Genomic DNA, 24,196 nt, shown 5'->3' with positions numbered 1-24,196 from the left:
ATAGCCGTTGATAGATGGCTCAAGGGTGGTTCCAGCGTGACGCGTGCGCCGGCTCGACGCGCGGAGTCGAACGGTCGTTTAGGCTCGCAGGAAGACCGTGACAAAGCATCTGGCAAGCGATGACGCGACGACGGTATTCCGATCAACGTACTGGTCCTGCTCGGACCAGGTGACAGGGGGCAAGCGCGTCGCGGCGTCCGATCCCCGATTGTGGCCGAGGCCGGCCCGCAAGGCACTAGGCTTGTGCGTCGGACGCCTCGCTCAGTATGAGAGTTTGGCGAAGGCGAGTCGCAGTGCGATGGCTCGACAGGCCCATAAGATTGCTCACTTGCTCATTGGTTTTGCCGGCGATGATCAGCCGACGACCGAACGTGTTTCTGAGCAAGCGTGGACTCTCGTCGGCCGCCGACAGGTCAGCGCGGCGTAGCGCTACGCGGACACATTTAAGCATCGTATCCGGCAGCATCGGCTTGCCGCCCGCAGTGGCTATGAAAAGCCATTGCGTCGGGGCCTGGATGCGGCTGCGCGCCTTGTGATATTCGCGCAGCACGTCGACCGCGAAAGATTCGATTGGCACCCGCCGTGCAATGCGAGGTCCATGCTTGTCAACGAAGACAGTGGGGCGCTCGCCATGCACATCGAGGTCGTCGACGCGCAACTGCCTAAGTTCGGTGGCCGTGACCCCTGACGCCAGGAAGAGCGCCACGATCGCCGTGTTTCGCAATTCCTTGAACGCCGCGCCCTCGGTTGCAACGCACACCGCTTGTAGCCGTGCATCGTCTTCCGATGAGAGATAGATCGGCGTCGGCTCGTCTTGTGGCCAGCTCTCATTGACCAACATCTGTGCCGCCGGATTGTCACCGCGCAGTTCGATGTTCACGAGGTGACGCGTGACCCGGTCGATGAGTTTCAGATAGCGCAGGCGTGTGGTCGTGCCGGGGGCGCAGTCCTGCGCCAGTTCGGCGAAGAATCCATCGATGTGGTCCGCGCCGAAGCTCGCGACCGTCGCACGGTGTGCGATCAGATAGTCGTTGAAGCGCGAGAACATCGAACGGTGCTGGACGATCGACTGGTCGGCGAACGCGCGGCGATCGGCGCCCGTCGCTTCTTCACGCTGCCATTGGGCATAGGCGTCTTCGGGTGCAACAAGCCAAGCATCATCAGGCATAGAAGTCGATATACTGAAATTCGCTCAACCCAAACCCTACAGCGAAGCTAACGCTTCGCCAACCCCGAGCCACCAACGCCTGCGGTACCTCCGTCGACATCGCGTCGCATGGCGTCGAGGCAAGCAGCCGGTCCGCCGACAACAACTTGCGCGGAGCACGCCAGCATCAGATTGACGCTCAGGCCAAAGTCCTCTATGAAGTAGCCTCCGGCACAAAAACCGCCTTCGGTCCCGATCGCCGCGGCCGTGACGCGCTCGACAAGCGACTCTTCGCTGGACCGATAGGCCCACACCGGCTTGCCGAGAGCTGTCGCGAAACCAACTTCAAAAGCCGTCCCGCTGTCTGGTTCACCGGCCCCGCGAAAGTCATCGAGGTTCGCCATCACGATATCGGCCGACCGGATCAGTTCGATGTTCGCGGCGTATATCCATCGGGCAGCGTCTTGCCGTTGAAGCGAGGAGGGCACTTGCCCGTCGAGTGGATAAAGACCAACGAAGCCGCGATCGCGGCAGAGCTGCTTGAGACGCTCGCCGTGTTCCTTCGCGTCGCGGCGGAAGACGTCGAAGCCCGCGAGGTAGATGCGGGGCTCGCTCGCGGCGCGCTCGATCGGCAGAGGTGAGGGGTCGATCCTTCCTTCTCGGACCCGTCGTTTTATCCGGTTGAGCTGCTTCTTCACAGCCAAGGCGCTCTTGCCGAGACTGTTTGCGATCTGCTCGACCGGTAAGCCCTGGTCGAGCAAGTCCATCACGGCGCGCTGTGACTTGGTCGGATTTCTTTTTTGCATCGCTTCGTGGCGTCGCTGTGCGGCTATTGGATGCCTAGGAGCTTACCAATAACGCCCTTAAGTCAAGTCAGCCATGCGAGAGGCGTAGGGCACGTGTGCGGTCATCGTTACCGGTCCGTCCCCGTCAGTGCCGCCGTAGAAAATTTCACTGGAGCGCGTGGGGTTTGGTGCCGATAGACACTGATCGCTTTTATCCCAGAAGCGCAAGGCACCGCGACCGCGCAATCGCACTGCCTTTACTGTTGAGCGCTAGAAGCAAGAACAATGAACAACCTGACGATTCGGGCGCGGCTTGCGCTCACCATGGCTTTCCTCGGCTTTCTGCTGGCGCTGTCAGTCGGCTTCGGGTTGTACGGCGTCAGTGCTACCTATTCATCGGCCAAAGACATCTCTGACAACTCGCTACCGGCGGTCAACGCCCTCGGCATATCAAACAACTACATCGCTCGTGCGCGGCTTGCGCTTGACCGCTATGCGATAAATCCGGCGGACAAAGACGCTGGCGGACTGATCGCACGCGCCAATGGATTCATGCGTCAATCAGACGAGTGGTACAGCAAGTATGACTCCCTGCCGCGCGGAGCCGATGAGGACCAACTCGCAAAGAGCGTTGCCGAGTCTCGCGCCGAGATGCGACAGGCACTCGACAGATTCGGCGCTGCGATAGAAGCGGGCGACAACGAGGCGGTCGGCCGCATTGCGTTCCAGGATATGCCGACGTCGTACACCCGTTGTATTGAAGCCTTCGAAAAGCTGCAGGATTTCCAGATTGCCGATGCGAAGCGTCAGACGGCCGAGAGCGACGCCCGCGTGAAAGGGCTGCGCACCCTTGGCGTGTTGGCCTTGCTCGTTGGCGTAGCTACCGCAGCGCTCGGCTGGTTCTTCTTGCGCCGGGCCATCATGACGCCACTTGCCGAGGCGCTGAAGCACTTCGAGCACATATCGGACGGCGACCTGACGCACGAGGTGGCGATCAAGACGCACAACGAGATGGGCCAATTGCTTGCCGGCGTCGCCGCCATGAAAGAGAAATTGGCCGCCACTGTCAGCACTGTTCGGCTGAGCAGTGAGGCGATAGCCAGCGCTAGCAAACAGATTGCTGCTGGCAACACGGACCTGTCATCGCGCACAGAGGAGCAAGCCGCTTCTCTTCAAGAAACGGCCGCGAGCATGGAAGAGCTAACCTCCACGGTCAAGCAGAATTCTGAGAACGCCAAGCAGGCGAGCGGGCTGGCGGACACCGCCAACGTCGTCGCCAACGAGGGCAGCGCGATCGTCGGTCAAGTCGTCGACACGATGGCGGGCATTGAGGAGAGTTCCGCGAAGATCGCTGAGATCATCGGGATGATCGAAGGCATCGCCTTCCAGACGAACATCTTGGCGCTGAACGCGGCAGTTGAAGCGGCGCGCGCAGGCGAGCAAGGCCGTGGATTTGCGGTAGTGGCAAGCGAGGTTCGAAGTCTCGCACAGCGCTCATCAGCCGCTGCGAAGGAGATCAAAGATCTAATCGAGAGGTCCGGCAACCGAGTGCAAGCCGGTACGGAACTTGTCGCGCGGGCAGGGGAAACCATGCAGCGGGTCGGCACTGCCATCCAACGCGTCACCGACATCATGGGCGAGATCGCCTCGGCTTCGAACGAGCAAAGCCGTGGCATTGAGCAAGTGAACCAAGCCATCTCACAGATGGACGAGGTGACGCAGCAGAACGCAGCGCTCGTTGAGGAGGCAGCGGCCGCGGCAGGTTCGATGGAGGACCAAGCGAAGCAACTCACCACCGCCGTAGGAGTGTTCCGCACCGGTCAGACGCTTGCCGTTCAGCCACTCAGTAACAGTGCTGCTCAGACGCCGCGCGCCGCACACGCGAAGAAGAGCGGCACGACGACGCGAGTGCTGAAGCCGTCGAGTGCACCGAAGCCGGCAGCTGTTGTGGCAGCGGCTGACGGCGACTGGTCGACGTTCTAAGCTTCCTCGAGAGGCACGGTGGAAAAAGGAAGAGTTCACAGATGGTAAATGCGAATACGCGTTTGTTGGTGGTCGATGACATGGCCACCATGCGTAATCTGATCCGAAAAATGCTGAGGGCTATCGGTTATACGACCATCGACGAGGCAGAGGACAGAGTTTCAGCGCTCGAGAAGCTGCGCGCGCAACAGTTCGATCTCGTCATAACTGACTGGAACATGCCGAACATGGACGGGCTGACCCTCCTGCAGGAGATTCGCAAGTCGGATCTGGCGGAACTACCGGTATTGATGGTGACCGCCGAAAAGAGGCGTGAAAACGTGCTCGCGGCGATCAGCGCCGGTGCCAGCGGCTATATCGTAAAGCCGTTCTCTGAGGCTGCCCTCGGAGACAAGCTCGCTCAAATTGCGCCGCTCTCGGCAAGCGCCGCACCAACAAATCACGGCGCATCCGTATTCGGCGCAATCTTCGATAGGACGATGTAACGTCGGTCCGACGCGTGTCAATCACGGAAACGCATGGGCGAGAGGGCACACTAACTCGGGCTCGTGGTGCGAGGACGACCCGTCCGTCACATGCTGGATAGCAGGATTTTCTCCGCTTCCGCAAGAAGCGCTCGCGCGTACTCGGATGCGAATATATCGTCGTTGTGGTCGGTGCGACCGAGAACTACTGGATGTACACGCCGCGCCTCACCAACAAACACCGAGCGGGCGGCGGCCGATACAAACGTGACATCCGCAACGATCCGCTCTGCAATGTCGTCGACTTCGCCGATTTTGACGCCTTCATCAGACACGATCGTCGCGGTCGCGTTGATGCCACGGCGGGTTTCGAGGAACGCTACGGACGAGGGATCGATACGAAAAGCCATCCAAATTCTCCATCGGTAGCGGCCGAGCAGGATGCTTGGCTCACTACCTAGGGTACCGACGCGACAGCATTGTCAAGGCAGCGCCTGACGCGTCTTGGATGATCAGTGGGAGGTGATTTTTCCGGCGGCGATGGCCTTCGCCAGTTCGTCGGCCAGGGCCGCTTGCACCGACGCATGCTTTTCTCGCACGGTCTCGGCGTCCTTAGTAAGTTCTGGAAGATCATGGACCAGAGATGCGATCTCTGCATCCCGTGCCGCGGCCAACTCTGCCAGATTCTCTGGCCGCAATGCGCGTTCGAGGACTCCCGCATCGATGCCGAAATGTTTGCCGATAGCGTCGCAAGCATGTACGAGCGCGAACGACACTTGTTTTTCCTCGTCCCAGCCTTTTGTCTTGGAGCAGAAGTAGCCGGCATACAAAACGTCGCCGATTGTCTCCGTTGCCACCCAGTCTGTGAGGTCTTCTTCGAACGCTCGCGTGTCGCTGCTGGCTGAGGCAAACATCCGCAGGGCTTCCGCCTTCGGTACCTCTCGCGAATAGATTTCAACGCGGCCGCCGCCGGCAATCGCGTCGACCCATACCAAGGCTCTGTCATCGTTCGGCATCTCGCCCTCTCTCGTTGGGATCAAAACAGTTCTTTCTGGGCGAGTGCAAGGCCTATCGCTTCATTTTGTTCTGGCGTCAGGTTTCTCGCTTCGATGCGCTCTCGTTGATGATAGATCATCGTTCCGTACACGTCCGCCAGTACTCTTCCTCGTGGGCAGACAGCGAAGTCATCTGTTGCCGCCTGCCGCGATCGCCAGTAGTTGATGGCGTTCTCAATATCAGCGATCGCGTACTCGTTCATCCTGCTAGCTGCCGTTGCTCTATCAATTGCGGATGATATTCCTCTTCGTCGGGTCTTGTCGCCCAGGCCTCGACGAGCGCATCGCTTTTTCCCGAATCGGCGTGAGGGCAACGGCTTTGGAAGAGGGCTGGGCGACACCGTGCTAGTGCCTTACTTCGCCTTTCAACTCGTTAGCCAGTTCCGCAGCCAACGCAGCCTGCACGTTTCCGTGTTTCTCGCGCAAGGCTTTGGCCCCGGCTAGAATTTCCGGATGGTCTTTAAGAAACGACGCCAGTTCCGCGTCTCTCGCGGAACTGAGCGCGGCCACGTTCCCGGGTTCTAGCGCGCGGTCCAACGTCTCGGCGTCGACGCCGAAATGCTCGCTGACAGCAGCGACCGCGTGCACAATCGGGAATGCCACATCCTCGTGCGCCTCTTTACCGCCCTCAACGAAGAAGTAGCCGGCGCAGAGCAGGTCGCCCTTAACCTCCGCTGCGACGCGCGAGGCAAGATCGTCCTCGATTGCTCGCCTGTCGTTGCTCGCGGATTCAAACATCCGCAGCGCCTCTTCCTTCGTCGCTTCACGCGACTAAAGTTCAACGCGGCCAATTCCGGCACGTTCTAGTTCGACATAAATCGTTGCGTCATCAAGTTCGGACATATGTTCCTCTGTATAAAAAAGCGAAAGATCGTCGCGCCACAGACGTCAGCCAGGACGTTCGCCACTGGGACAGACTGCGAACGCATCGGTTAGCGATTGTCGGAACTGCTAGTGGTTGATCGCCCTGCGCGATGTCGGTGCCGAAGTGCTCGTTCAAGCTGCTTGACGGGTCTTCAGTAGCTGTTTGATCCCGTCGCGAGTAAGACTAAGGTTTGCTGCCTTCGCCGACACGATCTCCGTCAGTTCGTCGTCCGAGTAGGCAGCGAGAACCGCGAGTTCGCTCGCACTGAAAAGCCCCTCCATCTCGGCTCGGTGGCGGGAGTCGACGAAGCGCTCGTAGACGCGCAGGTATTGGGCTGTGGTCGCCTCAGAGAAACCGTAGCACGTTCTGGAGAAGGCGAAAAACAGCCTCGCCCCTTTCTTCTCAGCTGCGGCCAAGCTCGACCCTTCAGACTTAGCGTTCTCAACGCACTGGTTGATCACTTTCTTCTTGGCCGCCAATAAGGCTTCGCCAGCGATAAAAACATTTACTTTTGGCTTCAACATGCCCTTGGTTTTCCCGTGATTGTTTTGTGTGGTGCGCGTTAATAGTGGGTCGATTAATGGCTGATGCCGACCCAACCGGTGGATAACGGCATCGCTGCACGGTTTCTAGTCCTGTGTGCTTTCGCCTTCCGACGTGTAAGCCTATCCAATGGTGTTTGAAGTCAAGCCTGTAAGACGAAAGAGGGACGCTTCGCAGGTGCATGTGTTGCTGCTGGCGAAGACGCATCTTCGCGAGCCCGTTGAGCAAGTCGGTTACACGCGCCTCGAGGGCGTGGATATAGCCCTGAACGCCCGTAGGTACGTGCTTGAGGTCGGGTGCATTCTTCATGCGCTCCAGGGTAGCGAAGCGCGGCGCGTCGTAGGTTTACCTAAATTCGTAAAAGGCGCACCTCCCGTTGTTTACGTGCAACGCACCGGGCTAGCTGGCGTGCTGGTAATGGCGCACAGGATGGCGGCAAAGCGCGTCGATGTCGATGCCATCGAGCAGCCAGTGAAGCTGCTGGGTCGTCAGTTCGATCACCTCCTGATGCCGTCGCGGCCACACGAAACGGTCTTCCTCAAGCCGACGCAGCAGCAGCCAGAATCCGGTGCGCTCGTACAGCAGGAGCTTGATGCGATCGCATTTGCGGTTGTGGAATGCATACACGGCGCGGGCCAGCGGGTCCATCTGCATCGAGTCCTCAACCAGGGCGGCAAGGGTATTGATGCCACAACGGAAGTCGATCGGCTCGCGGTAGAGGTAGACCCTCAGGTCATCGGCGAAGCGCAGCATCAGCGACTCCTCAACGCGCCGATCATCGCCGTGAGCAGCGCCGTATCCTGTTGGCCACATTCAAGTTCAAGACTCACTCCGTTGGGCAACTGCGCCACCAGGCGTGAGGGCAACGGCGGGCGGTGCGAGGGCCGCATTGCTTCACGTCGCGTTGACGCTGGCAAGGCTTCGGACGTCGCTGCCCCGGAAGGTGCGAGCTCTACGACCGGCACGAACGGCGGCACGTGGACGTCAAGAGGCTTCTCCGTGCGGTGGCACTCTGGTCCGCGCTCGCGCTGGACCCATTTGCGCAACTGGTTGGCGTTCACGCCAGCCTTGAGGGCCAGCCCGGACACCGACGCCCCTGGTCTTCGGCATGCCTCGATCAGCCGGCGCTTGTCCTCTGGATCAAAGCAGCGCCGGCCGCCTTCATCGATATGCGTGACTTTAAGAGGGAGGAAATCAAGTTCGTCTGGGGTCATGTTTGCGTCCGCAAGTTGTGATTGCGGACACAAGCTTGACCCTCCTCAGCGAGGCTTGCCAGATGCGGGGGAATTACCGCTTACGTCGATTCCATTGCAACGGTATCTATGCCAACCGAGACGAGCCAGCATGCCATCCGTTGAATATCGCCGGTGAACGCCTGGAATGTCTGCACTGGATCGTCACTCAAAGACGAAGGCACGCTGACCACATGGAAGCGTGATCCGATGTCAATGCCTGCGGCCCGGTCATGAATTACCGGCAGGCCCGCTGCTTTGATGAGCTTCCCTGACATTGCCACCTCCATGAGTCAATGGGCGCTGGCCAGGGATACGGATGAGATCAATTTCCTAAACGGGGTCACAAAATACGTGCCACCACAGCGGAGTCCGCACTTCCCCTGAGCCAGGTTTCAAATCGGGGACGGTGCCTCCAAAAAGCGAGCGGCCGCTGACCAGCGCTCTGGCAGTTTAGACTCACTCCGTGTTTCTGCCCATGAGGGTCGGGCAAGATGCCCGTGGGCGGTTTCGAAGGATCTAGATATCGAGTCTCGCACTGGCGAGTTCTTTCCGAAGTCGGCTGTTCTCCGCCTCCAGTTCGTTGAGCGGGCGCGTCGATCGCGTGCTCTTCACTTCGTGACCGTCGAGTTCGCCGACACTTTTAGCATTGCGACTGCGTCGACTCCAATTGCCCAAGGTTGCCACGGGCACTCCAAGCCGACGCGCGGCTTCGTGCTGCCCGACTGATTCGGCGAGCCTAATGGCCTCGACCTTGAACTCGTCCGTGTACTGCCGCTTTGGCACTAGCTTCTCTGACATTAGAACCTCCGTACAAACAGAAATTAGCAAATTTCTGCTGTACATGAAATCGAGGCATGGTCACTTCCCTGCGCCGACCAACGTCGGCGTCACGAAGTCAGCCGTGGCGTAGTGGCTGCTCAAGCAAGAGAGCGCCACCGTTGGAGCTGGGCATATAGTTGAAAGGGAGCTTGGGTGTGGCGGCGATGAAGAAGCCGACATAGCTAGATCGCTAAGCTGGTTCCATCCCGTGGATCCGCTTCGTGCTCGCACTTTTAGGCGACGCAATGTACGTGAGAAATGCTTTTGCTGCTTCCGGTGTTGTGCAGCCGGATGTGATGGCGGCACTAAAAACGGTGGTCAAACCGACCGGTGACGGCAGCGGCCAAAGAAGATCGATACCCTCAATGTCCTTCAATTCACTGAACTGCTGAAACCCGATATCAACCTCACCGCTTCCGACCAATGAGCCGACCGGCGTTCCTGGCTTCGCCTGCACGAGCCGTGGCCGGCGCACTTCGGCTGCCCCGTCGGCCACGCCCCAGCGGTGGAGTAATCGCAGCACATGTGCACCGCTGGGCCCGGTTGAATACCCAACGGAATTAGCGCACCGCACCGCATCGCGAAGCCCGGCTTCGCTGCTTACGTCAGGTGCGGAAGCACCGGCCTTCACGGCAACCGCCAACGACGAGCGGACCACTTCAACAAGGCTAGCGTGGTCGATTCGCCCGGCATCTGCGAGAGGCGACATAGCGTCCGATGCCAGAATGACGATGTCGAATGGTTCGCCGTTCAGCACGCGCTTCGCCGCTTCTATCCCGCCCACCGATTCGATCTCGACGCGCGATGCAGAACTTGCCCGATATTCGGCGGCGAGAGCATTAAGTAGATTGCGCGTCGCCATCGATGAGATGCAGGTGAGTGTCATTATCTTTCCGCCATCAGTCGATATAACGCAAGCCAGCCTTTTGCAGCGGCTCCCGCATCTTGTACATATCGAGGCCAAGCACGCCGCTCAATAGCTTCGCCCGCTTCTCTTCTTCGAGCGCCTCGCGCGCGATCGCGTTGTCGAGTACTTGCTTCGCCATCGCCGACGGCACCACGACGACGCCATCGTCATCGGCGACGATCACATCGCCCGGCGTGATCATCGCGCCCGCGCACACCACCGGAATGTTCACCGAGCCGAGCGTGGCTTTCACCGTTCCCTTCGCGGAGACGGCACGGCTCCAAACGGGAAAGTTCATCTCCGTCAGAACCCGCACGTCGCGCACGCCGCCATCGATGACGAGCGCCCGCGCGCCGCGCGCCTTGAAGCTCGTCGCGAGGAGGTCGCCGAAGAAGCCATCGGTGTTCTCGGTCGTGCAGGCGGCCACGACGATATCGCCCGGGCGAATCTGTTCGGCCGCAACATGCAGCATCCAGTTGTCGCCCGGTTGCAGCAGCACCGTGACGGCGGTGCCGCCGCCTGCGCCCCGCTAAAGATCGGCCGCATATACGTCTTCATCAGGCCCACGCGGCCCATTGCTTCATGCACAGTCGCCGATCCGAGCGCCCCGAGCCTCTGCGCGGCATGTGCATCCGCGCGATCGATGTTGCGATACACCACTCCAAGCTCGTACATATCAACGCCCCTTTGCTTTAAGCGCGGCATCCAGACGCGGATAGACACGACGGGCGTTGCCTTCGTAGATCTTGTAGCGCGCTTGCGGCTCGATGCTTGCCGCCTCGATATACCGCTTCGTATCGTCGAAATAATGTCCCGTTTCAGGATCGATGCCCCGCACCGCGCCGATCATCTCGCTCGCGAATAGAATGTTGTCGACCGGGATCACGCGTGTCAGCAGATCGATGCCGGGCTGGTGATAAACGCAAGTGTCAAAGAAAACGTTATTGAGCAAATAATCCTTCAGCAAAGGTTTTTTCAATTCTTGCGTAAGTCCGCGGAATCGGCCCCAGTGATAAGGTACTGCACCGCCTCCGTGTGGAATGACAAAGCGAAGTGTCGGGAAATCCTTAAAAAGTACCGATGTCAGACACTGCATGAATGCAGTCGTATCTGCGTTCAAATAATGAGCGCCGGTCGTATGAAAGCATGCATTGCAACTAGTACTTACATGGATCATCGCCGGTATGTCATATTCAACCATCTTCTCGTAGATCGGATACCAATAACGATCGGATAACGGAGGGCTTGTCCAGTGACCTCCAGACGGGTCCGGGTTCAAATTAACAGCGACGTTCCCGTATTGCTCGACACACTTCACCAGTTCGGGGATGCTTGTGTCGACGTCGACGCCCGGACTCTGGGGAAGCATTGCCGCCGGCGTAAAGTTTTCCGGAAACAGTTGACAGACGCGATAGCAGAGCTCATTGCAAATCGCAGCCCACGTACTGGAGACGTCGAAGTCTCCAATGTGATGTGCCATGAAGCTTGCTCGAGGACTAAAAACGATCATATCGAGGCCGCGCTCTTTCATCAACCGTAGCTGGTTGGTCTCGATTGACTCACGCAGTTCGTCGTCGCTGATTCTCAACTCAGATACTTTTGGCATTTCTGCCGGGTTTTTGATGCCGGCAATTTGCCGAGTGCGCCACAACTCTAACGCTTTGGGCGCGGTCGTGTAGTGCCCGTGAATGTCGATAATCATCGCTACTCCGCTTGAAGTGGATCGACCCATACATAAGGTGCCCGTTCGACTCCCCAGTAGGGCGACGGCATGGGCGACGGTGCCGCTTCGTCGACGAAGCGGCTTGCCTTGGCCAATCCCACTAACTTATTAAGTTTCGAACCCTCGTGCTCGGGCAACAGGCATCGAAGCAAAAGACAACATCGTCGATTGCGTTGCCTTAAATGTCGAGAGTTATGCCAGGCGATTTCGAACGTGAGATGCAGATTGCCATGCAGTCGCCTTGCGCTTTCTCGGCAGACGTCAAAAAGCAATCGCGGTGGTCAGGCACGCCGTCCAGTACCGTCGTGACGCAAGTACCGCATACACCCTGTTCGCACGAGGTTTCCACTTCAATTCCTCGCGCGCGGAGTGCGTCGATGATCGTTTCATCGGCCCCGACGTCGACCGTCATACCGCTTTGTGCCAGCGTCACTTGAAAGCTGCGATTTCCGACCATCGCTATCGCCTGCTCAGACGCGCCAAAGTACTCAAGGTGCACTGCGTCGACTGGCCAGCCTGATTGCGCGGCAACCTCTTGGACGGTATCCATGAACGGGCGCGGTCCACAAAGATAGAGGTGCGTGTCCCCGGACCGGACGGTAAGCGCGTCCCGCAGCGCTTCGGCTACCGCCTCCCGGTTTAGTCCAAGAAACATGCGGCATGACGTAGACAGCGCGCCACTCTCGAGTTCATCGCGAAACGCTACGTGCTCCGACGAACGGCAGAAATAAAGCAGTTCGAAAGACTGCCCCTGTGCGTTTAGCACACGCGCCATACTTATCAAAGGGGTTATGCCTATGCCGCCGGCCACAAGAATGCTGTGTCTCGCGTGCTCAGCCATCGGAAAATTGTTGCGCGGTAGAGAAATCTCTAGTTCGGTGCCGACATCTAGGTCTTCGTGCACCCACTTGGAGCCGCCACGCGATTCCGGCTCCCGCTTTACAGCAACCGAATAGCTGGCAGGATCGTCATGCGGTCCACAAAGCGAATATTGGCGAATCAAGCCCGGCCCAATATGCAGATCGATATGCGAGCCGGGTTGGTACGTGGGAAGCTGAGATCCATCAACCGCGCTCAGCGTGACTAGACGGATGTCTTGCGCGATCGGCGACACGGAAGTCACACGCACGAGGATTGTATTGGCCATCGCATTAGGGTCCGTTAGAAACGATGCTATCTGCTATTTACATTCGGGATATCGATCCCTGGCGCGAAGCTGCGCGGATGGCCCGCGCAATCACGAGAGGTCAGTGAGCGAGCGGGCACCTATGGCGCGCTATTCGGTGACACCCTTGTTGTTCAAAGCAAAGAGCGTTGCATCACTTGCATAACGTGCGCAGAACATCTCTTTTGTTTCAGTCGACTCAATCTCGCCTGTGACCACGACCAGGTCGGAGAACTGATTCTCGGATTCAGCGCGCACGACGCCTCTCGGATCCCGACCCTCCGCCACATCTTTTGCACCTTCGTCGAGCATGCGTCGGGCTCGCATGATGGCGATATCAGAGGAAGAAAGGTGCTCCCCCGTCTGATCGTGAATCGTTCCTTGCGATTGAGTGATCGCAATATCGTGGACAGAAAAGCACTCACCCAGGCCCAGATAGGCCTCCTTCTTCATCGAATCACGATCTTGCGAATACAAATCGCGTTTGTCCCTCCGCATGCGGTCGCCTTCAGCTTTCTCGGATGCGTATTGTTTAGCAAGCGCTGCCTTGTCAAGTTGGCCGCTTCGATGAAAGATAAATTCCCAGCGCCAGTGATGTTCGTCGTCGATTGGCACATCCCAGAGCATCGTGAGTCCGCCCTCGCCGAGGTAGCCCTCAAAGCCGCCCACAGCGCAAGCATTAGGCATTACAAAGTTTGTAATGCGAATTGATGAGCGATCGGTTCCATCAATCTTGCGGAGCGTGTAGAGCCTCACTCCGAAGCGTGTATCTTCGACGGCAAGTTCGGGCCGAGCCTGGTTGGCGAATACGCCCCAACGCGCTTGCATGTCGGAGCTAGTTAACTCCAACTGGTGCAAATAGGATGTGTGGACCGGGTCGATGTTGCCCTCGCTGGCTTGCATCCAGTTGCAGTCGCCAAACCAGCGCGTCGTGTAGCGAAATTCGTCGCCACCTGCGAGCGCCGGATAGTTTGGGAAAAGCGGCGCCTCGCCGGGACCCATATATGCCCAGAACGCTCCTCCGGCCTCATGAATCGGATACGACTTCATTCGGATGCGGTCTTTGGCTGTCGGCGACGCTTCGGCCGGTTGATCGAGGCACCGCCCGTTGACATCGAACAGCCAGCCATGATAGGGGCAGCGGATCCCGCCGTCTTCAATGCGCCCTAACGCGAGATCTGTGCAACGGTGAGCACACTTTCGGTCAATCAGACCAACTTTCCCTTTGTCGTCACGGAACAGTACGAGATCTTCGCCCATGATGCGGATCGGTTGTGGCGCTCCGTCTTTAGGCAATGAGTCGCTGGTCGCCACCGGCTGCCAATAACGCCTAAGCAGTTCACCTGCGGGAGTCCCGGCATTGGTCTGTGTCAGATACTGATAACGATCAGCGCCTCGGGGGCGCGGTTTTACTACGATCGGCTGCGTCGGGGTTTCCATGCAGTGTCTCCTATGTGGGTTTGCACTTCAGTCCGTATAGGCGGACGAATGCGTCAGTATTGGCTGTCGTCGGAAACTAGCCGTCGACGGTTTGCCAAGAAGGGGAAGGCAACGACAACGACAGCTGCTGCGCCGAGGTAACCGAGTGAAAGTCGCTTTACAAACGTGGCGGCCTCAAGGGCGTTCACGTCGGTATCAAAGATCGCGTTTAAAAAAGTGCCGACTAGGCAGGTTAAAAACGAACCAAGAAGACCTCTCCCGATGACAGCGTCGCTGTCCTGCCACACCTCAACTAAACGTCGCATGTCGTTACCGCCCTAAGTTCATGAGTGTTAAGATATATCGATACCAGACGGTTTAAAACCGGGAATTCGGCATAGCTGTTATGCATATAGCGGGGGTACATGGGCATGGAAATCAGGCAACTCCACAACTTCTCGCGCATCGCAGAAGTCGGAAATTTGACGCGGGCGGCCTCGCTCCTAGGGCTCACCCAGGCAGCGTTGAGCCGTCAGGTTGCGCAACTCGAGGCCGAGCTCGGGACTGTGCTATTCAAACGCAACGGCCGCGGCCTTGTGCTGACTGATGCTGGCCAGCGGCTCTTGGCGCATGTGCCGATCATTCTTCGGCAAATTGCTGCAGCAACTCGCGCCGTTAGGGGGGACGAAGGTCCGGTTCAGGGGACGCTGGTGCTTGGACTGCCGCCGAGCTTGGCGCGCACGTCGGTTGTTCCACTTATCGACGCCTTCCGAGAGCGGCTCCCCGCGGTAACCCTGCGTACTGTTGACGGCCTGTCGGCCAATCTGGTTGAGATGGTGGAAACTGGAAAACTCGACTGCTCGGTCGTATACAATCAGCCTCCCAGCGATCTGGTCGAAATGCGTCTGATTTGCGAGGAGGATCTCTACCTCGTGTCGGGACCGGCGGCGGGCGATAACGGAAAGGCGCCGCCCCGCACGCTTGCCCTTGCGGACATTGCCGGCTTGCCGCTCGTAACTGCAGGAAACACGAATGTTATACACGTGGCGCTAGCGACTGCAATGGCAGCAGTTGGCCTGGAGCCGCAAGTCGCGCACGAGATCGAAAATCTCTCCGCAATTCTCGATCTAGTTCAAAGAGGCTACGGAAGCTCAGTAATTCCTTTAAGCGGAGTTCACTCGTGCATTGGAAATCCCGAACTGACACTGCATCGCATAGGCAAACCCTCATCCCTGCGGTGCAGCCTCTCAGTCGTAAGACCCGTTCGTACGCTCGACGACGCGCTTATCGAACAAGGCACCTCGCTTATAAGCGAGGTTGTCCGTCAGCAGCTTGCTGTGTTCCACGCTAACGTTGAAAGAAGCATCGATGCTTGACCTAAAGCGGTCGATAACCGTAGCGCATCTTTATGCGATCCTGTTCTCGCCGTGCTTGTTGGCTGTTTTCGTTGGCGCCACGGATCTTGAGAGTGGCGTTGTAGGCCGCGGCCGAGATGCTCCGTTTCTCCGGATTTGATCGACATATGACCGGGGCTGTGCACGCTGCTCTGAGGCGGGCGGAGTTACGGGTTTGCCGTTCCGCCTGGGTGGCATGCCGACTTGGTCGCGTCGCCTATGCCCCTTCCTGCCACTCATCCGTAGATCATTGACCGTATTTGCAGTCCCGAAGTCCAAGCGGCAAACCGGTCCGCCGGGCAGCGCGGTGGGAGAGAAGCACGAACCTAGACAAGAAAGTGGGAACTACACGGCGCGCTGCCGCGACATCACCGCTTCCAACATCGAGCGGTCGAGTTCTTTCTCCCAGGCAGCGATCACGAGCGTGGCCACGCCGTTGCCAATCGTGTTCACAATTGCCAAGCCCGTACCCATGAAGCGATGAATGCCGAGGATCAGCACCATTCCCGACACGGGAATCACCGGAAACACGAGCAGGGTAGAGGTCAACATGACGAACGCCGCGCCCGCGATGCCGCTCGCACCCTTCGACGTGAGCATCGCGACGCCGACGAGCGTGAGTTGCTGCGCCAGAGTTAGTTGTACGTTGAACGCCTGCGCGATGAACAGCACGGCCATCGAGAGGTAGATATTGGTACCGTCAAGGTTGAACGAGTAACCTGCCGGAATCACGAGACCGACGACTGACTTCGAGCAGCCGATGCGTTCCAGTTTATTCAGCATTTGTGGCAGCGCCGCTTCAGACGAACTCGTGCCGAGCACGATGAGAATTTCCTCGCGGATATAGCCCATAAACCGCAAGATATTGACACCGAGCATGCGCGAGATCGCGCCCAGCACGACAAGCACGAACGCGGCGAGCGTCATATAGAACGCACCGATAAGCTTGAGCAAGGGGATCACGGCGTCGACCCCGAACGTGCCGATGGTAAAGGCGATCGAGCCGAACGCCCCAATCGCGGCCACCTTCATAATGATGTGCACGACGCCGAAGAAGGTATGCGCAGTCTTGTCGATTAGCTCAATCAACGGCTTACCTCGTTCCCCGAGCGCTGCCAGCGATGCCCCGAATAGCACGGAGATCAGCAGGATCTGCAGCACGTTGCCGGTTACAAACGCGCTGATGAAAGTGTCGGGAACCAGATGTAGCAGGAAGTCAACCGTGCTCTGCGCTTGCGCGGCTGTCGTATAAGCGCTCAACTCCTTGCTATCGATCATCGCCGGCTTCAGGTTGAAGCCGCTGCCCGGCTTAAACAGATGACCTGCGACAAGTCCGACAACAAGCGAGAACGTCGATACGATCTCGAAATACAGCAATGCCTTGCCGCCGACGCGCCCAACTTTCTTCATATCGCCCATGCCGGCTATGCCGACCACGACCGTACAGAAGATGATAGGTCCGATCACCATCTTGACCAGCTTAATGAAGGCATCGCCGAGCGGCTTCATTTTTACCGCGATCGACGGCGCAAAATGACCGAGTAAGATGCCTAGCACAATGGCCACGAGCACATGAAAATAGAGTGCGCGATAAAATGGCTTCTTCTGGCGTTGCGCCCCTGTCGTCACGGTGGCTGCATTATTCATGCTGTTCCTCCAAGCGGCACGTGTATGTTCCGAGGGTCTTCATCTCCCCCAGGCCGCCGAACTCCAAGGGCGCGCGCGCAAAAAAAGGAGGCGTCGAGAGCCGCCAAATAAGCACCTGTAGGCGAATGGACAGAAAAATTGCTTCATATCTCTTGCGCCCTCGGGTTTGCTTGAACCTAAAATTTCTCTTGTAGGCCCAAAAGCACGCCGGTTTGTTTGGCTCCGGCGACCGTGAAGTAGCCCGCACCAACGGAATAAGACGCGCGGCTGTTGTTCTGCATAAAGCCGAGCATGGTATAGACCGACGTTCGTTTTGATAAGAGGTAAGTCGCGCGCATGACGTAGAAGTTAGCGTTCTTTTGATCCGTCGTTGTGATTCTGGACACTTCACCGGCCAACTCAATGTCAGGTGCCGGCATATACGATGCGCCTCCGTAGAAAATGTTTGTCTGATAGTCGGTCGCAGTCGTAGTCATCCGGTGAATCATGCCTCCACGCAACGCGACAGCCGCGAGTTGCACGTACCCACTGACCATGTAACGAGTTGTCTTCTGATGCGAATTAGCGAGGAGTAGCGGCATTGATGGGTCGAATGAAACGCTTCCGGGCAACAAACCAGGTCCACCGCGCAGGTCGTCATATACGAACTGCAAACCAAACTGCGGGCCCCAGTAACCAGCGAGCGCCGTTATTTGCCTGCAGGACGTCGGACTACCTGCAATGTTACCCGGACAATTCGTTGCTCCGGGGTTATACGCCGCGCCTCCGTTGACCGCCGCACTTCCTGCGGCTACCGCCGCATCACGCCCCGAACTATACGTGCCCCCTAACACGAAATGGCGGAATTCAGCCAGATAACTCAGAGCGTTATCTGAACGCGCGCTCGGGAGATACGGGTCTAGCGACGCCAAAGAATATAGAGCCGGCCCGATAACTGTCGACCTTAACAAGGCAATGTACGTCATGTTAATTTGCCGACCCGCACGAAGGGTCCCATAGGGCGTTTCGAGTCCCACCCATGCGGATCGTCCAAACAGGCGATTTCCTTGTTGGAGGCCACCGGTATTTGGCGAGAAGCCATTTTCCAATTCGAAAATCGCGTTAAATCCTCCGCCAAGCTCTTCTTTGCCGCGCAATCCCCAACGTGACGGCAATGCAGCCGAGATTGATGTCATCCGAACGGCAGAACCAGACGCCGCAGTTTGCCCAGGCGAAGTCGCGGCTTTATTTTCCCAGTCCACGCCAACGTCAAAAACGCCATAGAGGGTCACCGAGCCTTCCGCGCGGGCGCAGAGCGACACTAGTAGCATGGCGACAGCTAGCGTCGCTCTTACAGTACTGTTCATTTCCTGAATCCTTTAGAGAGGAGCCGTCTTTCCGGGTCATCATTCTGCGTATGACCCAAGCAAACTTATCTGAACGTGGCGCGCAGGCGACCGCGTAGACCGGCCGAACCTGATTCAGCCGTGGGCCTTTGAAAAGACTACGCGCATGTCAGACCTCAATTGCACTGACGCACGCCGTTTTCTGCCATTTTCACTCGCAGAGGCAGTGGGCCGTGGGGCGTCGATAGCGAAGTGGCGGGTGCGGGTAATAGAACGTTGCACAATGTTGTCTCCATAATTTTAATTTGTCAGATTCACGTCGCTTACTGACTCCGGGGAACGAAAGTCTAAATTTTGGACGCACTGCGTTGTCAACGAGATAAATATTTTAGTTATACTGCCATCTCGATTTGCCGGCCTCATGTAAGCGTCTTTTCGAGCCTCTGTAGCACTCGATAACATGGCAGCACGCCCGCAGCGCTTGCGTTTGGCATTCGAGATTCTCGAATCGCACTGAAAAACTCACGATCTTGCCGCGCAATCCCACTTAGATCCGAATCCTCATGACCGAGCTCGATGTTGTTCCCGTCTCCGTCGGTCAAAGCGTCATTGCGCGCGATGAATGTAACGCCATCGCCAATATAACGAAACACGGACCCTTGCGGCCCAGCGTTGTTAAAACTCAGGGACAAAGTACACAACGCCCCACTCGTGCTTTTCAGCTGAATCGACATATCGAGCGCGATCTTTAGCGCTGGATCGATCGGTCCTTGCAGCAGGTTCGCTTCAATCACGTCCTCACCTGTCTGGTATTGAAACAGGTCAACGGTGTGAGCGGCGTGATGCCAGAGTAGATGATCTGTCCAGCTTCGCGGCTCCCCGAATATATTCGTATTCGAGCGACGCAGGAAATGCGTTTGCACGTCCAACTGACGGAGCGAGAATTGCCCGGCAACGATGCGGTCATGCAACCAGTTGTGGCCCGCATTGAACCGCCTGGTATGTGCACACATGGCGATCAGTCCAGTGCGCTGCTGCCATAACGCCACTGTTTCAGCGTCGGCTAGAGATTGTGCCAAGGGAATTTCGACCAGGACATGTTTTCCCGCTTGCAAGCATGCGACCGCTTGCTCTGCATGTCGCGGCGTTGGTGTACACAGTATCACCGCTTCCAACTCCGGAAGTTTTAAAACGTCATCTAACTCCCGGTCAATTTGTTTGATTGGATAACGGCTGGCAATAGCGCGCGTCTTTTCACTCTCGCTGTCCACCAATGATATTATTTCGACATCTGTGGATTTTGAAAGCGAATCGAGGTGCTGAATTCCGATAGCACCCGCGCCCACCACTGCGACCTTTAGCGGTTTCATCAGGCGTCCTCGAACACTAGCAGGCCAAAAGCGGTATTTGACGCCGGCACATGATAGAAGCGATAGACTTGACGGACCTGCTCACTGAGTGCACCGCGCATGACAAGCCACATGATAATCTCTAGGCCTTCCGATCCGGCTTCGCGTAACAGTTCGGTATGCCCAATCTTCGCGAGGGTTGAAGGGTCGTTGTACATCCCATCGAGCCACTTTTCGTCGTAGGCGCGATTGATCAGGCCGGCGCGTTCGCCTTGAAGCTGATGGGACATTCCGCCCGTTCCAAAAATGGCAACCTTAAGATCCGGCCCGTAGGAATCGATCGCCCGCCGCAGCGCCTGTCCAAGCTTCAGACAACGTAGTGCCGTGGGTTGAGGATACTGAATTACATTTACACATAACGGAATTACTTTGCAGGGCCATCGCTCGGTTTGGCCGAACATCAGCGATAGCGGCACAGTAAGACCGTGATCCACTGTCATGTCGCCAACCATCGCCACATCGAACTCATCGTTCAGTACGAGGGACTCGGTTATGTGCCATGCGAGGTCGGGATCCCCGTCGCAGGAAGGTACTGGCCGCGGCCCGTACCCTTCGTCATGCGGCGGGAACTGTTCTGCTACACCAATGGCAAACGTAGGAGTCAGGTCGAGCCCGAATCGCGACGCGTGATCGTTATAGACCACAATAACGACATCAGGTTGGACAGTACGGATCCATTCGCGTGCCGGCTCCACACCATCGAATAACGGCTTCCAGTACGGTTCCTGTGTTTTTCGATGATCAATTGCGGCGCCGATCGAGGGCACGTGTGAAGTCGCGATACCGCCGACGAATTTAGCCATGCTTCCATTCCTCCACACTGCGATTGCCCTGGATCTGACGGCCACCGGCAGTCATCATTGCGCGGAAATCTTCCACCGACATTCCATCGGCTGACATGGCGGCCCCTACATGCTGCATAGTCAGCCCATCAAAAATCGCGAGCTTAAACGTGTAATAAATGTTCCCGCCTAAGCGCAACATTTCTAGCCAATTTCTATCAAGCACAGCGCGGCGTTGGTCGTCGGTCAATTTATAGGTGTCGAGATACCCCGACTCGTCGGCGCGGAACGCTGCTCGATTTGATTCTTGGTCGAGCGACTTGCAGAACATGTTCAGTGCGTATCCTGCGCGGCAACGCGCCCCGTCAAACACGTAGGTGCCGGGGATTAACTGGTAATCGCGAGCGGTGTCTGGGTTCATTCGTTGCCCCAGTAAAGACGGGTGGGATTGTCGACGAGCAACTTACGCTGTAGCTCTGCTGTGGTAGCAATCTGTGGGATGTAGTCCACAAGCAGGCCATCATCAGGCATGTGATCTTTGAGATTTGGGTGGGGCCAGTCGGTGCCCCAGAGAACGCGGTCAGGGAACGTCTCGACGAGACGCTTAGCAAATGGAACCACATCCGAATAGGGATGCCGTTCCCGGCCCAATGCCGGCTTTCCAGACACAGAAAGCCTTTCCGGGCAGCTGACCTTCGTCCACACATTGGGACGTTCGTGCATAAACTTTACGAATAACTCGAACTCTTCCCCATCGACGGCTTTTGAAACGTTCGGACGCCCCATGTGGTCGACCACCACATCGGTTGGTAACCCGGTGAAGAAATCCCATAACTCAGGTAGATCCACCGCCTCGAAGTAGACAACGATGTGCCAGTTCAGCTTGGCAACGCGCTCCGCGATTGCCATCAAGTCGTCTCTAGGCGTGAAGTCAACCAGGCGCTTGACGAAGTTGAATCGGACGCCGCGTATCCCTGCGGCGTGTAGCTTTGCGAGTTCTTCGTCGCTGATGTGCCGTTCGACCGTTGCGACTCCGCGTGCCTTGCCTTCCGCAGCGACGCAGGCGTCAACGAGCGCACGATTATCTGACCCATGACAGGTCGCTTGGACAATCACATTGCGCGCAAAGCCCAAGTGATCACGCAAAGCGAAGAGTTGATCCGCAGTCGCCTCGCAAGGGGTGTATTTGCGCTGCGGAGCGTATGGGAAGCGATCTGGCGGACCGAATACATGACAGTGGGCATCGACCGCGCCCTCGGGCAACCGAAATTGGGGCCGGGACGGGTTGGCATGCCAGTCTAGCCACCCAGGAGTCTTCGTGAAATGGTCGCTCATTGTCGCCTCGTCATGTCATCTGGCTTGTATTCTTTGGCATTATCTGCCATTCTTCAATGACAACGCCGGCATATCAGATATGCACGAAACGCAATTCTAGGCGGGGAAGATATGGAACTGCGACAGCTTGAATTTTTTGTCCATGTAGCAGAGTTGGGCAGTTTCACTCGTGCTTCGAACTTCCTGTCGGTTGCGCAGCCAGTACTCAGCCGGAACGTACGGGCGCTAGAGGTGGAATTCAGGCAGGTGCTGCTTGAGCGCAATGGGCGGGGAGTGACCTTGACCGAGGCCGGCAAGCGGTTTTTGGAGCACGGCCGCAGCGTCCTCGCCCAGATCGAACGAGCGCGTCTAGACATGGAGGAAGGCCGCGGGGCATTCACCGGCCGGCTTGTGGTGGCGCTTCCGCCAAGCGTCAGTCATGCGCTCACGGCGCCGTTGGTTCGGGCTTTCCGCTCTCGCTTTCCAGGCGCGACGGTTTGTGTGCTAGAGGGTTTGTCTACGAACATCCTGGAGTGGCTGACTATCGGACGCGTTGACTGCGCGGTGGTCTACACGGTCCCTACATCAGTGGGCGTGGACCTTGTGCCTGTACTCAATGAGCAGCTGCATTTGGTATCTCGGCGGAGTGACCGAGACTGTCCAGAGCGCTCTGTTTCCAACGACATTAGCCTGGCGGAAGTGGCCAGAAAGACTCTTGTGATGCCAAGCAGACCGCATTCCATTCGCATGCTAGTCGAAGGAACAATGGCCCAAGCATCGCTTAAACCACAAATCGAACTTGAGATTGAGAGCATTCCCGCGATCCTAACGCTTGTATGTAGCGAGGAACTGCATGCGATCCTTTCGTTGAAAGCGGTTCACTTGAGCGGGCGGATAGACGACTTCACAGTTCGTCCAATTCGGTCGCCGACTTTGGAAACAATGCTATGGATCGCCACGTCGGCTCAACGGCCCCGTGGACCGTTGTTGAACCAGGTCGTACCCATGCTGCAAGATCTTTTACTCGATCTTTGGAGTATCAAACAATCGGTCTAGTTCATGCGGACCATTTTTCCATCAGAAAAAAATGCATGAGCCGGCCCGACCGAGGTGGCCTCGGTAGTTCGGACAGTTTTTGAGAATTTCTAATTGGAGCGTCTGAGCGAGGCCGACCAGAACTTGATGGGTGCGGCTCTATCGGGACCGACTCGAGTCCTTCGTGGCCGGTACACAGGTGATGATGCAGATGGTACGTTGGGCATCGCGAGACGGTGTCCACGTCCGTCGAGTATGCTTGCGCACCTCGCTCAATGCCGCCGACGGCAAATTCGTCGCGCTGAAATCCAAGTTCCTTCGTCCAGCACGGTGAGCCCCCAAAAAAAAGGCGACACTTTCGCGTCGGCGAAAAGGCTCTGGAGAGCCCCTGAGAGACTGGATTCCCCTTTGGCGGGATTTCATACTTCGTTGCTTGTTGGTCAGGACACAACGCCCATCGTCGACGATGACGATATTGTTTGGTAGCTCTGGGGTCCGCACAATCTCGGTATCGGACTAGCCGCCATGCGTATTTCGATGCGCCACAGTTGGTACACCTACTTATTCGACGCCCATTTCGGCGATGATCATGCCAGCCGGCGCCAAAGAATGCGACCCTCCGTTAACGATCATTGCCCCGACGATGCCCGGGCGCTCGGAGGTAGAGCGGCTGTCGTAGGGAACGGCTTCTTTGGGAAGACGCCGACGCTGATCTTACCCTCGACGGCAGACTGCATCAGCACAGTACGCAAAGCGCTAAAGGCAGTCCGCGCAGTTGAGTATTTCGCCTTTCCCGTTTTCGTTTTCGCAGTCCGCGTCAGCAGCCATGAGACGTAACCTTCGAGGATTTCCTGACTGATATCTTCTAGTCGGTTAATCGGAATCGGCGCTGGCGCGCTCGTATCCAGGTAGGAAAACCAATTCTGCAGAGTGCGAAATATCCAAACGATGGTGTTCGGGGCGAGGGTGAATGTTAGCTGGCGCAGCGAGGCTGCCATCGATCTCAGGAGGCGATCGCGTTTTGTATGAATTACAACTTCAAACGCTGGCGATCTTATCCGGGCAGTCCAAGGTCGTGCCGTCGACAGATACGGTCCACGAGTTCTTGTTAGCCGGCGTAGGTAGGGCCGTCTGCGATACCGCCACGGCCATGCGGTAGTCCTTGCCCACAGTCACGATT

General features: G+C 57.4%; 25 protein-coding genes and 2 pseudogenes. 4 read left to right on the top strand and 23 right to left on the bottom strand.

What is annotated here, in order from left to right:
- Positions 1-235 precede the first annotated feature (235 nt).
- Positions 236-1,168: a site-specific integrase gene (locus NCT32_RS31080; protein WP_250491082.1), complete on the bottom strand. Its 933-nt coding sequence runs from the start codon at positions 1,166-1,168 to the stop codon at positions 236-238.
- Between the two features lie 47 nt (positions 1,169-1,215).
- Entirely contained in the window at positions 1,216-1,953 is a 738-nt protein-coding gene (locus NCT32_RS31075; RefSeq protein WP_311768208.1) for a nucleoside 2-deoxyribosyltransferase, read from the bottom strand.
- Positions 1,954-2,217: 264 nt separating this feature from the next.
- Between NCT32_RS31075 and NCT32_RS31070 the strand changes: the two genes are divergently transcribed.
- Entirely contained in the window at positions 2,218-3,915 is a 1,698-nt protein-coding gene (locus tag NCT32_RS31070) for a methyl-accepting chemotaxis protein (protein ID WP_250491081.1), read from the top strand.
- A 41-nt stretch (positions 3,916-3,956) separates the two neighbouring features.
- Positions 3,957-4,400: a response regulator gene (locus NCT32_RS31065; protein WP_250491080.1), complete on the top strand. Its 444-nt coding sequence runs from the start codon at positions 3,957-3,959 to the stop codon at positions 4,398-4,400.
- Positions 4,401-4,486: 86 nt separating this feature from the next.
- Here NCT32_RS31065 and NCT32_RS31060 read toward each other — a convergent pair whose 3' ends face one another.
- The 14 genes and pseudogenes from NCT32_RS31060 to NCT32_RS30995 all read right to left on the bottom strand — a co-directional run bounded on the left by NCT32_RS31060 (position 4,487) and on the right by NCT32_RS30995 (position 14,131).
- Complete coding sequence (locus NCT32_RS31060; RefSeq protein ID WP_250491079.1) at positions 4,487-4,789, bottom strand: hypothetical protein; 303 nt, start codon at positions 4,787-4,789, stop codon at positions 4,487-4,489.
- 102 nt (positions 4,790-4,891) lie between these two features.
- Positions 4,892-5,395 carry a hypothetical protein gene (locus NCT32_RS31055; RefSeq protein ID WP_250491078.1) on the bottom strand — a complete coding sequence of 168 codons (504 nt, stop codon included), beginning with the start codon at positions 5,393-5,395 and terminating at the stop codon, positions 4,892-4,894.
- A 20-nt stretch (positions 5,396-5,415) separates the two neighbouring features.
- On the bottom strand, positions 5,416-5,637 hold the full coding sequence (locus tag NCT32_RS31050; RefSeq protein WP_250491077.1) for a DUF3717 domain-containing protein: 222 nt from the start codon (positions 5,635-5,637) through the stop codon (positions 5,416-5,418).
- A gap of 142 nt (positions 5,638-5,779) precedes the next feature.
- The gene (locus NCT32_RS31045) at positions 5,780-6,172 is read right to left on the bottom strand and encodes a hypothetical protein (RefSeq protein ID WP_250491076.1); all 393 of its coding nucleotides are present in this window, start codon (positions 6,170-6,172) and stop codon (positions 5,780-5,782) included.
- Between the two features lie 258 nt (positions 6,173-6,430).
- Positions 6,431-6,823, bottom strand: coding sequence for a hypothetical protein (locus tag NCT32_RS31040; protein ID WP_061119841.1), 393 nt, complete (start codon positions 6,821-6,823; stop codon positions 6,431-6,433).
- A gap of 418 nt (positions 6,824-7,241) precedes the next feature.
- Positions 7,242-7,595, bottom strand: a complete 354-nt coding sequence (gene tnpB / locus NCT32_RS31035; protein WP_250491075.1) for an IS66 family insertion sequence element accessory protein TnpB — start codon at positions 7,593-7,595, stop codon at positions 7,242-7,244.
- The gene (gene tnpA / locus NCT32_RS31030; RefSeq protein ID WP_250491074.1) at positions 7,595-8,056 is read right to left on the bottom strand and encodes an IS66-like element accessory protein TnpA; all 462 of its coding nucleotides are present in this window, start codon (positions 8,054-8,056) and stop codon (positions 7,595-7,597) included. Before tnpA ends, tnpB begins: the two co-directional genes overlap by 1 nt.
- An 80-nt stretch (positions 8,057-8,136) precedes the next feature.
- Entirely contained in the window at positions 8,137-8,352 is a 216-nt protein-coding gene (locus tag NCT32_RS31025) for a hypothetical protein (RefSeq protein ID WP_250491073.1), read from the bottom strand.
- 244 nt (positions 8,353-8,596) lie between these two features.
- Positions 8,597-8,875: pseudogene (locus tag NCT32_RS31020) on the bottom strand (transposase); the annotation flags it as partial.
- A gap of 211 nt (positions 8,876-9,086) precedes the next feature.
- Positions 9,087-9,782, bottom strand: a complete 696-nt coding sequence (locus NCT32_RS31015; protein ID WP_250491072.1) for a substrate-binding domain-containing protein — start codon at positions 9,780-9,782, stop codon at positions 9,087-9,089.
- A 13-nt stretch (positions 9,783-9,795) separates the two neighbouring features.
- Positions 9,796-10,478, bottom strand: a pseudogene (ligK, locus tag NCT32_RS31010) (4-carboxy-4-hydroxy-2-oxoadipate aldolase/oxaloacetate decarboxylase).
- Position 10,479: 1 nt separating this feature from the next.
- Complete coding sequence (locus tag NCT32_RS31005) at positions 10,480-11,505, bottom strand: amidohydrolase family protein (RefSeq protein WP_250491071.1); 1,026 nt, start codon at positions 11,503-11,505, stop codon at positions 10,480-10,482.
- Positions 11,506-11,704: 199 nt separating this feature from the next.
- A complete protein-coding gene (locus NCT32_RS31000) occupies positions 11,705-12,673 on the bottom strand; it encodes a PDR/VanB family oxidoreductase (RefSeq protein ID WP_250491070.1) in 969 nt (322 codons plus the stop codon).
- Between the two features lie 129 nt (positions 12,674-12,802).
- Positions 12,803-14,131: a Rieske 2Fe-2S domain-containing protein gene (locus NCT32_RS30995; RefSeq protein WP_250491069.1), complete on the bottom strand. Its 1,329-nt coding sequence runs from the start codon at positions 14,129-14,131 to the stop codon at positions 12,803-12,805.
- Between the two features lie 404 nt (positions 14,132-14,535).
- On the opposite strand from NCT32_RS30995, the gene NCT32_RS30990 reads away from it, so the two are divergent.
- Positions 14,536-15,486, top strand: coding sequence for a LysR family transcriptional regulator (locus NCT32_RS30990; RefSeq protein ID WP_250491068.1), 951 nt, complete (start codon positions 14,536-14,538; stop codon positions 15,484-15,486).
- A 363-nt stretch (positions 15,487-15,849) separates the two neighbouring features.
- On the opposite strand, the gene NCT32_RS30985 is transcribed toward NCT32_RS30990, so the two are convergent.
- The 6 genes from NCT32_RS30985 to NCT32_RS30960 form a co-directional block, all read right to left on the bottom strand.
- Entirely contained in the window at positions 15,850-17,151 is a 1,302-nt protein-coding gene (locus NCT32_RS30985) for a dicarboxylate/amino acid:cation symporter (protein WP_250491067.1), read from the bottom strand.
- Positions 17,152-17,327: 176 nt separating this feature from the next.
- Positions 17,328-18,497: a porin gene (locus NCT32_RS30980; RefSeq protein WP_250491066.1), complete on the bottom strand. Its 1,170-nt coding sequence runs from the start codon at positions 18,495-18,497 to the stop codon at positions 17,328-17,330.
- Between the two features lie 398 nt (positions 18,498-18,895).
- Positions 18,896-19,846 carry a Gfo/Idh/MocA family oxidoreductase gene (locus tag NCT32_RS30975; protein ID WP_250491065.1) on the bottom strand — a complete coding sequence of 317 codons (951 nt, stop codon included), beginning with the start codon at positions 19,844-19,846 and terminating at the stop codon, positions 18,896-18,898.
- On the bottom strand, positions 19,846-20,688 hold the full coding sequence (locus NCT32_RS30970; protein WP_250491064.1) for a class III extradiol dioxygenase subunit beta: 843 nt from the start codon (positions 20,686-20,688) through the stop codon (positions 19,846-19,848). The genes NCT32_RS30975 and NCT32_RS30970 overlap by 1 nt, the downstream gene beginning before the upstream one ends.
- Positions 20,681-21,088 (bottom strand): protocatechuate 4,5-dioxygenase subunit alpha, encoded by a 408-nt coding sequence (ligA, locus tag NCT32_RS30965; protein ID WP_250491063.1) that lies wholly within the window; start codon positions 21,086-21,088, stop codon positions 20,681-20,683. The genes NCT32_RS30970 and ligA overlap by 8 nt, the downstream gene beginning before the upstream one ends.
- Complete coding sequence (locus tag NCT32_RS30960; protein WP_250491062.1) at positions 21,085-22,002, bottom strand: amidohydrolase family protein; 918 nt, start codon at positions 22,000-22,002, stop codon at positions 21,085-21,087. Before NCT32_RS30960 ends, ligA begins: the two co-directional genes overlap by 4 nt.
- 111 nt (positions 22,003-22,113) lie before the next feature.
- Between NCT32_RS30960 and NCT32_RS30955 the strand changes: the two genes are divergently transcribed.
- Positions 22,114-23,037: a LysR substrate-binding domain-containing protein gene (locus NCT32_RS30955; protein ID WP_250491061.1), complete on the top strand. Its 924-nt coding sequence runs from the start codon at positions 22,114-22,116 to the stop codon at positions 23,035-23,037.
- A 608-nt stretch (positions 23,038-23,645) separates the two neighbouring features.
- Here the strand turns inward: NCT32_RS30955 and NCT32_RS30950 are convergent.
- Complete coding sequence (locus NCT32_RS30950) at positions 23,646-24,014, bottom strand: phage integrase SAM-like domain-containing protein (RefSeq protein WP_250491060.1); 369 nt, start codon at positions 24,012-24,014, stop codon at positions 23,646-23,648.
- Between the last annotated feature and the right edge of the window lie 182 nt (positions 24,015-24,196).

This window comes from Caballeronia sp. INML2 (genome assembly GCF_023631365.1).
Taxonomy (GTDB): domain Bacteria; phylum Pseudomonadota; class Gammaproteobacteria; order Burkholderiales; family Burkholderiaceae; genus Caballeronia; species Caballeronia turbans.
Note: the sequence above shows the minus strand (reverse complement) of the source record. Positions and strands in the feature narration are given on the sequence as shown.